Here is a 12,870-nt window from a genome sequence, read left to right on the forward strand (position 1 = left end):
GTGGCGCTCGAGGCGCGGGGTTGATTCAGAGATCGCGCCAGCTCCGCATCGTGTCGGCGCGGGCGGATGTCGCGGCGAAGATGCCGCGGGCGATGGCGCGGGCCATGGTCGCCGCCGCGGCGGCGCCGAGCTCGGCGCGCTGGCGCGGATCGAGGATGGCATCGCTGCCGCCTGTCGCGACGCCGAAGACGAGGTCGCCGTCGAGATCGGTATGGACCGGCCAGAGCGCCCGGGCAAAGCCGTCATGGGCCGCGACGGCGAGGCGCCTCGCGCCGGCCTTGTCGAGCCTCGCGTCGGTGGCGACGATGCCGATCGTGGTGTTGCCGCCGGGCCGCGCGTCGAGCTTGGTGCGCATGTCGGCACCGTCGGCCGGCCAGGGAGACGGCAGGCCCAGCCCGCCGAATTCCCCCTCGATCTCGAAGGGAGCGGCCCAGAAATGCCGGGTCGATCCGACCAGCGGCGAGCCGACGGCATTGACCGCGACGAGGGCGGCGACGGTGATCCCGCTTGCCAGGACGGTGGAGGCTGAGCCGAGGCCGCCCCGGACGGTCGCCGTGGTGCACCCGGCGCCGGCGCCGACACTGCCGATCGCGAAGTCCCGCGCGGCGCCAGCGGCTGCGGCGTAGCCCATGTCGCGATAGGGCGGGAAGCGGCCCCAGGCCTTGTCGCCACCATTGGCGAGGTCGAAGAGGATCGCCGCGGGGACAATCGGGACGCGGGCGCCCGCGACCTCGAAGCCGCGGCCTTGTTCGGCGAGGAGCGCCATGACGCCGGCTCCCGCATCGAGGCCGAAGGCGGAGCCGCCGGACAGCACCAGCGCATCGATCGCCTGCACGGTGTTTTCCGGCTCCAGCAGCGCGGTCTCCCGCGTGCCCGGCGCGCCGCCGAGAATCGCTACCGAAGCGACGGCCGGCCGGTCGAAGATCACCGCCGTAGCGCCGCTCCGCAGCGCGTCGTCATACGCATGGCCGACGCTGATGCCCGGGACGTCGCTGATGAGGTTGCGGGCCCCCGCCCGCCATCCGCTCATGGCTCAGCCGCCGGCGTCGTCGGCAAAGTGGTCGCCGCGCCAGACCAGCACCCGGTAGACGTCGAGATCGGAATCGCCCTTGGCATCGAAGCGCACCGTGCCGAGCGCCGTGGCGAAGGCCTCTGACTGCAGCAGGGCGGGGATCGCCCGGCCGCTCTCGCGGGCAGCCCGCACGGCGGCGACGGCGATCTCGGTCGCGGCATAGGCCGGGCTGTAGTAGCCCCTGGGCGCCGTGTCGTCGGCCGGCGACGACGCGTCGGCGCCGCCGTTCAGTTCGGGAAAGCGCATGCGCGGCGCGACGGCGACGATGCCGTCCGGCAGCGGCACGTCGATGCTCGCCTCGTCGAGTAGCGATTCGCCCCCGACGATCTCCAGCGCGAGGCCCAGTTCGGCGGCATCGCGGGCGATCGTGGCGACGTCCGGTCGGTCGCCGGCAATGAAGAAGCGGGTGATGCCGGTGCGTTCCAGACGGCGGACCAGCGCGAACTGCTTCTCCTCGGCCGGGCGGTAATTGTCGATCGTCTGCGGCACCATGCCCTGTTCCTCGAGCAGCCGGCGCACCGTGTCGGTCAGGCCGCGCGCGGTGATCGAGCCGTCCTCGACGAGCCCGAACGGCTGGTCGCGCCAGCGCGCGGCGAGGGTACGGGCGACGCTCGCGGCCTCGGCGTCGGAACGCGGGGCGATCCGCCAGACGAGGTCGCCGGTGCGTTCCCGCCGATCGGTCAGCCGGTTCGCCCGCACGCCGACGTCGAGCGTCGGGATGGAGGCCTCACGCAGGATCGGCAGGGCCGCCTCGATCGCCTCGGTGCAGAGGAAGCCGACGACGACCGTCACGTTCGTCGCCACGAAGGTCTCCGCCGCCTGGCGGCCACCTTCCGTCGAGCAGGCCGTGTCGGCGGTGACGGTCTCGACGCTGCCGGCGGCGCCGGTCAGGCGCGCGACGGCAGCTTCCGCACCATCCCTCAGTTGCTCGCCGAGGATAGCCTCGCTCCCTGAGAGCGGCGCCGCGACGCCGACGACGACCGGCGCCGGGCCGGCCGCCTGTTGTCCCCACGCCGGAGCGGACAGGCAGGCGGCGGCAAGGAGGAGGGCGCGGCGGAGCCGGCGGCGGGGCGTGCTGGCATCGGACATGATGCGACCTTATCGCGCGGCGCCGGCCGTGACGAGATGGCGTGCCCGCCTCGGCCCGCAGCCTGCCAGGCGCCTTTCGTCGCGGCCGGACGGGCCGTCTCCCCGCGTCGCCCCGCGCCCCCCGTGCGAATCCCGGCCGGCCGCACTATCTTGTGCGGTGAACGGTACGGGATCCGGCCGCAATGCATGGAAGACGGTTTGCTGACCACATCGACGATCGACCGCGACAGCTTTCGCCAAGCCATGAGTCGCTTCGCCTCGGCGGTGCACCTGGCGACCACCGACGGGCCGGCGGGCCGCCGCGGCGTGACGGTGTCGTCCGCCTGCTCGGTGTCGGACGACCCGGCGACGCTGCTCGTGTGCCTCAACACGTCGAGCCCGGCCAACGACCGCTTTGCCGAGAACGGCAATTTCGCGCTCAATCTCATGTCCGGGGCCGACGAGAACCTGGCCCGCGCCTTTGCCGGGGAGGGCGGGCTCGATCCGGACGAGCGTTTTGCCCTCGGCGAGTGGGAAATCATGCAGACCGGCGCGCCGGTGCTGCGTTCGGCGCTGGCCGGCTTCGACTGCCGGATGCGGGACACGCGCCTCGTCGCCACCCATCGGGTGATGATCGGTGAGGTCGTGGCGCTGCGCTGCGGCCCGCCCGGCCCGGCGCTGGTCTATCTCGACCGTCGCTACCGGACGCTCTAGCCTCGTACCGTCGCCCCCCTACCCACAGGAAGCCGTAACCGTGACAATCCCATTGCCGGCATCGATCGACGAGACGGAGCGCCTGCTCGATCGCGAGGACTACGTCGCCGACCGGGCGCTCGCCACGGTGCTGTTCCTGTCGCTGAAGATGGGGCGGCCGCTGTTCCTGGAAGGCGAGGCGGGGGTCGGCAAGACGGAGATCGCCAAGGTCCTGGCACAGGCGCTCGGCCGGCCGCTGATCCGGCTGCAGTGCTACGAGGGCCTCGACGTCTCGTCGGCGCTGTACGAGTGGAACTACGCCGCGCAGATGATCGAGATCCGGCTGCGCGAAGCCTCCGGCGACACTTCCCGCGACGCGACGCGCTCCGAGATCTTCTCCGAACGCTTCCTGATCCGACGGCCGATCCTGCAGGCGCTCGAGGGCGAGCCGGGCCGCGCGCCGGTACTGCTGATCGACGAGCTCGACCGCACCGACGAGGCGTTCGAGGCGTTCCTGCTGGAGATCCTGTCGGACAACCAGGTGACCATCCCGGAGCTTGGCACGATCCGCGCCGCAGAGCCGCCGATCGTCATCATCACCACCAACCGCACGCGCGAGATCCACGACGCGTTGAAGCGCCGCTGCTTCTATCACTGGGTGGACTACCCGGGCGCCGATCGCGAACTGGAGATCGTCCACCGCAAGGCGCCGCGCGCCAATGCGGACCTCGCGGCGGAACTCGTCGCCTTCGTGCAGCGGCTGCGCCAGATCGACCTGTTCAAGGCGCCGGGCGTCGCCGAGACGATCGACTGGGCCAATGCCCTCACCGAACTCAACGCCGTCGCGCTCGATCCCGCCCATGTCTCCGACACGCTCGGCGTCCTGCTCAAGTACCAGGACGACATCCAGCGCATGGAGCGGGGCGAGAGCCGCGAGATCCTCGAGCAGGTGAAACGCCAAATTGCCGCCTCGTGACCCGATGAACGGCCCCGGACCGGCCGTCGCCGACCCGGAGGGCCGGCTCGCCGACAACATCGTCTACTTCGCCCGGGCGCTGCGGAAGGCCGGGCTGAAGCTCGGACCCTCGACGACGATCGACGCCATCGAGGCGGTCAAGGTCGCCGGGCTCGCGTCGCGGGACGACTTCTACTGGACGCTGCATGCCGTCCTCGTCACCCGCCACGAGGACGACGCGCTCTTCGACGAGGCGTTCCGGCTGTTCTGGCGCTCGCGCGAACTGATCGAGAAGATGATCGCGATGTTCTCGCCGACCGCGCCGGCACGGCCCTCGGCCGAGAAGAAGCGGGCCGGCGAGGGGCGTGCGGCCGAGGCGATGTTCGAGGACGCCGAGCGGCGCCTGACGCGCCAGGAGAAGCCGCAGCTTGAGATCGACGCCAGCCTCACCGTCTCGGGCGACGAGGTGCTGCGGCGCAAGGACTTCGCGCAGATGACGCTGGCCGAAGTGGCGGAAGCCAAGCGCGCCATCGCGGCGCTTCGCCTGCCGGCCGACCGCGTGGCCACGCGCCGCTTCCGCCCCGATCCGCGCGGCCAGCGCATCGATCCGCGGGCGATGATGCGGGCGTCGATGCGCACCGGCGGCGACCTCGTGCTGCCGAAATTCCGCTCGCGCCGCGAGATCCACCCGCCGCTGGTGGTGATCGCCGATATCTCCGGCTCGATGAGCCAGTACACGCGGATCTTCCTGCATTTCCTGCACGCACTGACCGAGAAGCGGCGGCGGGTGCACACGTTCCTGTTCGGCACGCGGCTCACCAACGTCACGCGGCAGATGCGCCGCAAGGATCCGGACGAGGCGCTGGCCGACTGCGCCGACGCGGTGAAAGACTGGTCCGGCGGCACGCGCATCGGCGCCGCGCTGGGTGCGTTCAATCGCGAGTGGTCGCGGCGGGTGCTGACGCAGGGGGCGGTCGTGTTGCTGATCACCGACGGTCTCGAACGCGATTCGGTCGAGGACCTCTCGAAACAGATGGAGCGGCTGCATAAATCCTGTCGGCGTCTGATCTGGCTCAACCCGCTCCTGCGCTTCGACGGGTTTTCGGCTCGGGCGAAGGGCGTGCGGGCGATCCTGCCGCATGTCGACGAGTTCCGGTCGGTGCATTCGCTGGAGGCGATGGGCGCGCTCTGCGACGCGCTGACGGGCACCGGAGACCGGTACACCGATCCGAAGCTCTGGCTCGAGGCGGCGGAGCGGTCGATCGCTGCCTGAGCGGCGGACGGCGGTGCGCACGAAGCATGCGCCCTGCAGCGGCGCTGGTGAAGGAGACGGCAAATGTCTGAAACGCTGGATTTCGACGTCCTGAAGACGGCAGAAGCCTGGGCGGCGGAGGGGCGGCGCGTGGCGCTCGCCACCGTGGTCGAGACATGGGGCTCGGCGCCGCGGCCGACGGGCAGCCATCTGGTGATCGATTCCGACGGCAATTTCGAGGGATCGGTGTCCGGCGGCTGCGTCGAGGGCGCGGTGGTCGCCGAGGCCGGCGACGTCATCGAGGCGGGCGAGCCGCGGATGCTGGAATTCGGCGTCGCCGACGAGACGGCATGGCGGGTCGGCCTCTCCTGCGGCGGCCGCATCCGGGTTTATGTCGAGCGGGTCAACTGATGGACCGCGCGCTTCTCGCCGCCCTCAACGAGGAACGCGCCGCCCGCCGCGCCGCCGTCGTGGTGACCGACCTCGAGAGCGGCCGGCAGCGGCTGGTGCGCGAGGCCGAACTCGCCGGCGACCCGCTGGAGGAGGCCGTGGGCCGGGTGATCCGGACCGGCAAGTCCGGCATCGTCGAGACCGAGGCCGGCGAGATGTTCCTCAATGCGCATCTGCCACCGCCACGGCTCGTCGTCATCGGCGCCGTGCATATCAGCCAGGCGCTGGCGCCGATGGCGAAGCTCGCCGGCTACGACGTCGAGATCATCGACCCGCGCACCGCCTTCGCGACCGCGGACCGGTTCCCGGGGGTGCCGCTGCATGCCGAATGGCCGCAGGACGTGCTGGCTGCCCGGCCGCTCGACGCCTACACGGCGGTCTGCGCGATCACCCACGATCCGAAGATCGACGACTATCCGCTGATCGAGGCGCTGAAGGTCGGCTGCTTCTATGTCGGCGCGCTCGGCAGCCGGAAGACCCATGCGCGGCGCGTCGACCGCCTGACCGAAGCCGGGCTTTCGCCCGCGATCATCGCCAGGATCGAGGCGCCGATCGGCGCCGATATCGGCGCCTCGGCGCCGGGCGAGATCGCCGTCGCCATCCTCGCCTCGGTGATCGCCGGATTCCGCAAGCGCAAGATGTTCGCCGAGCGCCGCGGCGAAACGGCAGCGGCATGATCTTCGGCCGCGTCCCCGTCGACGAGGCCGAAGGCGCGATCCTGGCGCATTCGCGCAGCCTGCCGGACCGTCGGCTGAAGAAGGGCGCCCGGCTCGCGGCGGAGGATCTGACAGCGCTGCGTTCGGCCGGCGTGACGGAGATCGTCGCCGCCCGGCTCGATCCGGGCGACCTCGCCGAGGATGCGGCGGCCGCGGCGATCGGCGATGCGCTCCGCGCGGCGGGGATCCGGGTGGCGGAGGCGGCGACCGGGCGGTGCAACCTCCATGCCGAGACGGCCGGCCTGTTTCTGCCCGATCGCCGTGTCGTCGACGCCCTGAACGCCATCGACCCGGGTATCACGCTGGCGACGCTGGACGAATACGAGCCGGTGGAAGCCGGCCGGATGGTGGCGACCGTCAAGATCATCCCGCTTGCGGTGGCCGGCGCCGCGGTCGAGGCGGCGCTGGCGCTGCTGCGGGAGGCACCCGCCTTCCGGCTCGCGCCCTGGCGGCCCCGGCGCTTGGCGCTGATCCAGACCGAGCTTCCCGGGGTGAAGCCGAGCGTGCTCGACAAGACCCGCAAGGCGACCGAGGCGCGGCTTGCCCCGACCGGCAGCCGCATCGTCAGCGAGCGCCGCTGCCCGCACGACACCGACGCGCTAGCAGCGCTGCTGGCAGAGCCGGGCGACGCCGATCTGACGCTGGTCTTCGGCGCCTCGGCGGTGATCGACCGGGGCGACGTCATCCCGGCGGCGATCGAGGCGGCCGGCGGCACGGTGGAGCATCTCGGCATGCCGGTCGATCCGGGCAATCTCCTGCTGCTCGGCCGGCTCGGCGGGCAGCCGGTGCTCGGCGCGCCGGGCTGTGCCCGCAGTCCGAAGGAGAACGGCTTCGACTGGGTGCTGCAGCGCATCCTGGCCGACGTCCCGGTCACCGCGGCCGATATCCGCCGCATGGGCGTCGGCGGGCTGCTGATGGAGATCGCCTCGCGGCCACAGCCGCGCGAGGCGGAGACCGCGGCGGCGGAGCCGGTGGTCGATATCGTCGTGCTCGCCGCAGGGCGTTCCAGCCGCATGGGCGGCCCGAACAAGCTGCTGGCGACCTTCGGCGGCGTCCCGTTGATCCGCCGGTCGGTGGAGACGGCGCTCGCCGCCTGCAACGCTGGGCGGGTGCGGGTGGTGGTAGGGCACATGCAGGCGGCGATCGAGGCGTCGCTCGCGGGACTGCCGATCGAGATCGTCGCCAACCCGGACTTCGAGGCCGGGCTTTCGACCTCGCTGAAGGCCGGCTTCGCTGCCTCGGCCACGGCGGACGGCGTGCTGGTCATGCTGGCAGACCAGCCGCTGCTGGGTGCCGCCGATCTCGACCGCCTGATCGCCGCGTTCACCGGCGAGGGCAAGGGCGCCATCGTCGCGGCCACGGATCGCGGCCGGCGCCGCAACCCGGTGATCCTGTCGACCCGCTTTGCCGACGCCATCGCCAGGCTGGCGGGCGACGTGGGTGCCGCCCCGGTGATCGCGGCGCATCCGGAGGCGCTGACGGAGATCGAGATCGGCGCGGCGGCCGGCACCGACGTCGACACGCCGGAAGCGCTGGCGGCAGCCGGCGGGACCCTTACGCCCGCCTTCGCAAACTGAGTCCGGAGACGGGCGCAAGCCGCTGATACTTAAGGCAATAACCGGTCAGTCGGCGAGACGTTTGTTCCATGTCTGCCCGACGAGGTCGCAGCCGAAACTATGGTGCGGCTCCTCGCCGACGAGGCTGAATCCGGCCGCCTCATAGAGCCGGCGCGCCGCGACCAGCACGGAATTCGTCCACAGCGTGATGTCGCTGTAGCCGGCATCAGCCGCGAAGCCGACGGCCCGCCCCACCAGGTTGGCCCCGAGACCCTGGCCGCGCGCGGACGGCTCGACATAGAGCAGGCGGAGCTTTGCCACGGAGTCGGACTGCCGGACCACGAAGACGGAGCCGACGATCGCGCCATCCTGTTCGGCAATCCAGCAGCGCTCGCGTTGAGCATCGAAATGGCTGGCGAAATCCGACACGATGCGGGCGACCAGCGCCTCGTAGGTCCAGTCGAAACCGTACTCGCTGGCGTAGAGAACGGCCTGGCGATGCGTGACCCAGGCGAGATCGCCGACGGCGGGATCACGCAGGACCGGCGCTGTCCGTCGTCCCTCGATGAGGCGGCGAAGTTCCTTCATGGCTGCCACCAGCCTCTGGCGATCCTCTTGCGCCAGCGGGGCCAGCCAGGCGGCAACGGCTTCCGCCGATGCGGCGTCGAGTTCGGCGAAGACTTCCGCGCCCTTGTCGGTCAGGCCGAGAACGGACCGCCGCTGGTCATGGCTGGAGGGTGAACGGACCACGAGCCCTTGCCCTTCCAGCGCTTTCAGCATGCGGCTGAGCAGTCCCTGATCCATGTCGAGCGAGCGGGCAAGGTCGATGGCGGCGGCACTGGTGCGTGTCGCGATCTCATAGATGAGACGCGCCTGGCCGAGCGTGTACGGCGTCTTGAGCAGCCCCTCCTCGAGAAGGCCGATCTGCCGTGTGTAGAAGCGATTGAAGTCGCGGACGGCAGCGATCTCGTCGGACAACGCCATGCGAGGCCTCCGGAGGGAGAGAGGCTTCATCATTTCTGAAACCTTGACATAGTCAAGTGTTTGCGGGCCGCGCGTCCGTGTCGCACTTGCAGCTTCCGCGCCGCGGCGCATCTGCCGGCCCTTCACCGGAGGGCGGCATGGCGAGATATCTGATCGTGGGCGGACAGGGCGGCGTCGGCGAGGCGATGGCGCGGCGGCTGGCGGCCTCGGGGCACGACCTTGTCCTGACCGGGCGGACGGCGGACGGCATCGAGCCGCTCGCGGCGGAACTCGGCGCCCAGCCGGTCGTGCTCGACGTCCTCGACGATGCCGGCATCCGGCGCCTGGCGGACTTTGCGACCGAGCCGCTCGACGGTCTCGTCTATGCGGCGGGCACGATCACGCTGAAGCCGTTCGACCGGCTCGGCGAGGACGACTTCCTCAACGATTTCAGGATCAACGCGCTCGGGGCGGCGAAAGTGATTCAGGTCCTGCTGCCAGGGCTGAAGGCCGCCCCCGGCGGCGCCAGCGTGCTGCTGTTCTCGACCGTCGCCGTCGACCAGGGCTTTGCCGCGCACGCCTCGATCGCCATGGCGAAGGGCGCGGTGGTCGGCCTGGTCAGGTCGCTGGCGGCGGAGTTCGCGCCGCAGATCCGGGTCAACGCCATCGCGCCGTCGCTGCTCGACACGAAGCTCGGCCGTACCGTCGCCGGATCGCCGCGCATGGCGGAGGCGGTGGCGAGCCTGCACCCGATCCCGCGGCTCGGCACCACCGGCGACATCGCCGCCATGGGCGAGTTGCTGCTTACGGAGGCGGGGGCGTGGATCACCGGGCAGGTGATCGGCATCGACGGCGGCCGCTCGCGGCTGCGCACGCCGCGCGGCTGAGCGTTTCGCCGCACCGCTGCCGGCTTGCCAGACGGCGGCCGCTTAAGCCATTGTTAACCACTTGCGCCGCAGCATTTGTCTGCCGGCCTCTGTCCGGCTGGCGCTGCGATGGGGTGCGCCGATGACCACGACCAGAACTGCCGACCCGCAATTCGTCCGCATGCTCGGGGGCTACGGCCTCACGAGCGCCGAGGTGCTGTACCGGATGCCGGATCATCCGAGCTTCCTGCAGAGCTTCTTCTGGCAGTTCGAGGATCTGGCGCCCGACTATCCTCGGCTGAAGCAGTTCCTCGACCATTGGGAGCGCGAGGTCGAGGCGGCAATCCACTCGGTGCGGGTGATGCACGCAGGCCTGATCAAGCCGCGCGAGGTGCGGCTGGTGAAGGATGGCGGTCTGCTCCACTGACCGGGCGGCGGCTCAGCCCGTGGCCTCCTCCGCGGCGGTCTTCAGCGGGTTGAACTCGAAGGTGGCGCGGATGACGCCATGGTCGTTCGACCCGAGGTCGCGATGCTCCTCGAAGTTCAGGTGGTCGTTCTGGACGACGAGGTCCTTGAAGCTCCAGATGCGCCGGCGGCTGTTGTCGTAGAATTCCTGGCTGACCAGGATCTGGTCCAGCGATTCCCGCTCGTTCTGGAAGACGTGGGTGTAGTAGACGTCGCGCGTGCTGCGATATTGCTGCAGGGTCTGGGCTGTATAGAGATCCGTGTCGCCGCCGCCGGTCTGGAAGCCCATGAGATAGCGCGGCTGGCCGGTGAGGATGTTCAGGGTGTTGCTGAGCAGCCCGTCATTGACGTCGCCGAGGACGACGACCGGATCGTTGGTGCCCTTCATCAGCTTCGTCAGGATCATCCGCAGCGCCGTCGCCTCGGCGGTGCGCCGGATGGTGGAGAGGCCGCCGCCGATCGCTTCGGCATAGGGGGAGTGCACCGGCGGCTGGTACCACGGCTCGCGAAAGATCTGCGTCGGCGCCTTCGACTTCAGGTGGCAGACGAAGACGTGGATCGCGGCCGCGTTCGCCACCGGCTTGATCCGGAAGTGCAGGACCGGTCGGGAAAATCCGGTGACCGACACCGAGATATCGCTGGTCTGCTCGTCGTCGCCGCCGCTGCGCAGCACGAAGTCGTCCGGGAAGTGCTCGATCCACTCCGGATCGCTCGCGAGGATCTCGTTCCTGACCGCCCCGGCGCAGACGATGCGCGTGCCGTCATGGCCGGGCGGGACCAGCGCCGTGTAGCCCTGCTCCATCCCTGCCGCGCTCAGGACGTCGCCGAGGGCGTCGCCGTGCCAGAGCTCCTGGAAGCCGTAGACATCGGACCGCAGGGTTTTCAGCTGCCGGGCCGTGTAGTCGATCTTGGCGTCGTATTCTTCCAGAGTCCAGGGTCGGCTCGACTTGTAGAGCGGCAGTCCCGGCCTGTTGAGATTGAGAAGGTTAAAGGTCGTAAAGCTTAACCGGGGCCTGGGCATGTCGAATCCAGTGTAACGAAACGACGATATGCTTACGATATACCGCGCGTTTCCCTGCGGCAAGCGGCCGCCGGCTGTTATTTCGAGGATGGAAGAGCCGGCTTCAGATGAGCCTGAGGCCTTTCAGGCTGGCATGGCCGGCCTTGCCGATGATGATGTGGTCGTGAAGCTCGATGCCCAGCGGCCGGGCGATCTCGGCGATGGTCCGGGTCATCTCGATATCGGCGCGGGAGGGCGTCGGGTCGCCGGAGGGGTGGTTGTGCACCAGGATGATCGCGGTGGCCGACAGTTCGAGCGCCCGGCGGACCACTTCGCGGGGATAGACCGGCGTGTGGTCGACAGTGCCGGTGCCCTGCACCTCGTCGGCGATCAGGGCATTCTTCTTGTCGAGGAACAGGATGCGGAACTGCTCGCGGCTCTCGTGCGCCATCGCGGCCGTGCAGTAGTCGAGCACCGCCGCCCAGGAGGACAGCACCTCCCGCCGCCGGACCGCCGAGCGCATGGCCCGCTGGTTGATGGCGGCGACGATGGAGAGGTCGAGGGCCACAGCGTCCTTCACCCCGGCGACCTCGGTGAGCCGGCGGCGCGGCGCGTTGAGCACCTCGGCAAGCGAGCCGAAGCGCGCGATAAGCGCCTTGGCGATCGGCTTGACGTCGCGGCGCGGGATCGTCCGGAACAGGATCAGCTCGAGCAGTTCGTAGTCGGCGAGGGCATCGGCGCCCGCCGCGGCGAAGCGCTCGCGTAGCCGGTCGCGGTGGCCGTCGTGGTGCGGAGCGGGCGAGGCCTGCCGGTCGCTGCCCGTAGCGTCGGGAGAATGCCGGCTCGAACCGGCTTCCGAGAGACCCGGCAGTTCGGTTTCCTCCTCGGGGCCGGCGGGCGACATGGCGGCTAGTCGGCCGGGCTGGCCGGGTCGTCGGCGGCGAGCCCGGGCGTATGCAGACCGGCCGGCGAGAGCGTGAAGACCTCGCAGCCCGTCTCGGTGACGCCCACCGTGTGCTCGTATTGCGCCGACAGCGAACGGTCCCGCGTCACCGCGGTCCAGCCGTCGTTGAGGATCTTCACGTGCGGCCGGCCGATATTGATCATCGGCTCGATGGTGAAGATCATGCCGGGGCGCATTTCCGGACCTTCGCCGCGGCGGCCGTAATGCAGAATGTTCGGCGCGTCGTGGAACAAGCGACCGACGCCGTGGCCGCAGAAGTCGCGCACCACCGAGCAGCGCTCGGCCTCGGCGAAGGTCTGGATCGCCTCCCCGATATCGCCGATGTTTCCGCCCGGGCGGACCTGCTCGATGCCCAGCAGCAGCGAGCGATAGGTGACGTCGCACAGCCGCTCGGCCGCCCGCTTGATCCGGCCGACCGGGTACATGCGCGAGGAGTCGCCGTGCCAGCCGTCGACGATCAGCGTCACGTCGATATTGACGATGTCGCCTTCCTTGAGCGGCTTGTCGTTCGGGATGCCGTGGCAGACGACATGGTTGATCGAGGTGCAGACGCTCTTGGTGTAGCCGCGATAGTTCAGCGTCGCCGGGACCGCGTCGTTGGCGATGGCGAAATCGTAGACGAACCGGTCGATCGCCTCGGTCGGCAGCCCCGGCTCGACGATCGCCGCCAGCTCGTCGAGGCATCGCGCCGTCAACTGGCAGGCGCGGCGCATGCCGTCGAAGGCCGCCGCGTCGTAGAGCCGGATCGCGCCGGTGTTGCGCGTCGGGTTGGCTTCGGCTGCGAGATAGGTGGTCATGGGCGATGCTGCCGGTCGACGATCGGGACGGAAAAGGGCGGGACGTTCACGCT

At 70.2% G+C, this 12,870-nt stretch carries 14 protein-coding genes; 8 read left to right on the forward strand and 6 right to left on the reverse strand.

The genetic code is table 11. From position 1 onward, the window contains the following. Positions 1-25 precede the first annotated feature (25 nt). Positions 26-1,030: a P1 family peptidase gene (locus tag LXB15_RS07905; protein WP_233952226.1), complete on the reverse strand. Its 1,005-nt coding sequence runs from the start codon at positions 1,028-1,030 to the stop codon at positions 26-28. Between the two features lie 3 nt (positions 1,031-1,033). Then, positions 1,034-2,161, reverse strand: a complete 1,128-nt coding sequence (locus LXB15_RS07910) for a branched-chain amino acid ABC transporter substrate-binding protein (protein WP_233952228.1) — start codon at positions 2,159-2,161, stop codon at positions 1,034-1,036. Between the two features lie 198 nt (positions 2,162-2,359). Between LXB15_RS07910 and LXB15_RS07915 the strand changes: the two genes are divergently transcribed. The 6 genes from LXB15_RS07915 (at position 2,360) to LXB15_RS07940 (ending at position 7,783) form a co-directional block, all read left to right on the forward strand. Then, a complete protein-coding gene (locus LXB15_RS07915; RefSeq protein WP_370640189.1) occupies positions 2,360-2,854 on the forward strand; it encodes a flavin reductase in 495 nt (164 codons plus the stop codon). 40 nt (positions 2,855-2,894) lie between these two features. Further along, positions 2,895-3,809 carry a MoxR family ATPase gene (locus tag LXB15_RS07920; RefSeq protein WP_233952230.1) on the forward strand — a complete coding sequence of 305 codons (915 nt, stop codon included), beginning with the start codon at positions 2,895-2,897 and terminating at the stop codon, positions 3,807-3,809. 4 nt (positions 3,810-3,813) lie between these two features. After that, complete coding sequence (locus tag LXB15_RS07925; RefSeq protein WP_233952232.1) at positions 3,814-5,061, forward strand: VWA domain-containing protein; 1,248 nt, start codon at positions 3,814-3,816, stop codon at positions 5,059-5,061. A gap of 63 nt (positions 5,062-5,124) precedes the next feature. Continuing rightward, complete coding sequence (locus LXB15_RS07930) at positions 5,125-5,451, forward strand: XdhC family protein (RefSeq protein WP_233952234.1); 327 nt, start codon at positions 5,125-5,127, stop codon at positions 5,449-5,451. Next, positions 5,451-6,167 carry an XdhC family protein gene (locus tag LXB15_RS07935; RefSeq protein ID WP_233952236.1) on the forward strand — a complete coding sequence of 239 codons (717 nt, stop codon included), beginning with the start codon at positions 5,451-5,453 and terminating at the stop codon, positions 6,165-6,167. The genes LXB15_RS07930 and LXB15_RS07935 overlap by 1 nt, the downstream gene beginning before the upstream one ends. Next, a complete protein-coding gene (locus tag LXB15_RS07940; protein WP_233952238.1) occupies positions 6,164-7,783 on the forward strand; it encodes an NTP transferase domain-containing protein in 1,620 nt (539 codons plus the stop codon). Before LXB15_RS07935 ends, LXB15_RS07940 begins: the two co-directional genes overlap by 4 nt. 45 nt (positions 7,784-7,828) lie before the next feature. Here LXB15_RS07940 and LXB15_RS07945 read toward each other — a convergent pair whose 3' ends face one another. After that, positions 7,829-8,746 carry a helix-turn-helix domain-containing GNAT family N-acetyltransferase gene (locus tag LXB15_RS07945; protein WP_233952240.1) on the reverse strand — a complete coding sequence of 306 codons (918 nt, stop codon included), beginning with the start codon at positions 8,744-8,746 and terminating at the stop codon, positions 7,829-7,831. A gap of 137 nt (positions 8,747-8,883) precedes the next feature. On the opposite strand from LXB15_RS07945, the gene LXB15_RS07950 reads away from it, so the two are divergent. Beyond that, the gene (locus tag LXB15_RS07950) at positions 8,884-9,612 is read left to right on the forward strand and encodes an SDR family NAD(P)-dependent oxidoreductase (protein ID WP_233952242.1); all 729 of its coding nucleotides are present in this window, start codon (positions 8,884-8,886) and stop codon (positions 9,610-9,612) included. A 121-nt stretch (positions 9,613-9,733) separates the two neighbouring features. Next, entirely contained in the window at positions 9,734-10,018 is a 285-nt protein-coding gene (locus tag LXB15_RS07955) for an usg protein (RefSeq protein ID WP_233952244.1), read from the forward strand. A 12-nt stretch (positions 10,019-10,030) separates the two neighbouring features. On the opposite strand, the gene LXB15_RS07960 is transcribed toward LXB15_RS07955, so the two are convergent. The 3 genes from LXB15_RS07960 to map form a co-directional block, all read right to left on the reverse strand. After that, on the reverse strand, positions 10,031-11,077 hold the full coding sequence (locus tag LXB15_RS07960; RefSeq protein WP_233952246.1) for an endonuclease/exonuclease/phosphatase family protein: 1,047 nt from the start codon (positions 11,075-11,077) through the stop codon (positions 10,031-10,033). A 103-nt stretch (positions 11,078-11,180) separates the two neighbouring features. After that, positions 11,181-11,960, reverse strand: coding sequence for a DNA repair protein RadC (gene radC / locus LXB15_RS07965; RefSeq protein WP_233952248.1), 780 nt, complete (start codon positions 11,958-11,960; stop codon positions 11,181-11,183). 5 nt (positions 11,961-11,965) lie between these two features. Further along, complete coding sequence (map, locus tag LXB15_RS07970) at positions 11,966-12,817, reverse strand: type I methionyl aminopeptidase (protein ID WP_233952251.1); 852 nt, start codon at positions 12,815-12,817, stop codon at positions 11,966-11,968. Between the last annotated feature and the right edge of the window lie 53 nt (positions 12,818-12,870).

It is taken from the genome of Aurantimonas sp. HBX-1, from assembly GCF_021391535.1.
In the GTDB taxonomy this organism is placed as follows: Bacteria; Pseudomonadota; Alphaproteobacteria; order Rhizobiales; family Rhizobiaceae; genus Aurantimonas.

Excerpts from the sequence above, each read along its gene's own strand:
- LXB15_RS07905 (WP_233952226.1), bottom strand. The coding sequence starts at position 1,030 with ATGAGCGGATGGCGGGCGGGGGCCCGCAACCTCATCAGCGACGTCCCG.
- LXB15_RS07910 (WP_233952228.1), bottom strand. The coding sequence starts at position 2,161 with ATGTCCGATGCCAGCACGCCCCGCCGCCGGCTCCGCCGCGCCCTCCTC.
- LXB15_RS07925 (WP_233952232.1), top strand. The coding sequence starts at position 3,814 with ATGAACGGCCCCGGACCGGCCGTCGCCGACCCGGAGGGCCGGCTCGCC.
- LXB15_RS07930 (WP_233952234.1), top strand. The coding sequence starts at position 5,125 with ATGTCTGAAACGCTGGATTTCGACGTCCTGAAGACGGCAGAAGCCTGG.
- LXB15_RS07935 (WP_233952236.1), top strand. The coding sequence starts at position 5,451 with ATGGACCGCGCGCTTCTCGCCGCCCTCAACGAGGAACGCGCCGCCCGC.
- LXB15_RS07940 (WP_233952238.1), top strand. The coding sequence starts at position 6,164 with ATGATCTTCGGCCGCGTCCCCGTCGACGAGGCCGAAGGCGCGATCCTG.
- LXB15_RS07945 (WP_233952240.1), bottom strand. The coding sequence starts at position 8,746 with ATGGCGTTGTCCGACGAGATCGCTGCCGTCCGCGACTTCAATCGCTTC.
- LXB15_RS07950 (WP_233952242.1), top strand. The coding sequence starts at position 8,884 with ATGGCGAGATATCTGATCGTGGGCGGACAGGGCGGCGTCGGCGAGGCG.
- LXB15_RS07955 (WP_233952244.1), top strand. The coding sequence starts at position 9,734 with ATGACCACGACCAGAACTGCCGACCCGCAATTCGTCCGCATGCTCGGG.
- LXB15_RS07960 (WP_233952246.1), bottom strand. The coding sequence starts at position 11,077 with ATGCCCAGGCCCCGGTTAAGCTTTACGACCTTTAACCTTCTCAATCTC.
- radC (WP_233952248.1), bottom strand. The coding sequence starts at position 11,960 with ATGTCGCCCGCCGGCCCCGAGGAGGAAACCGAACTGCCGGGTCTCTCG.
- map (WP_233952251.1), bottom strand. The coding sequence starts at position 12,817 with ATGACCACCTATCTCGCAGCCGAAGCCAACCCGACGCGCAACACCGGC.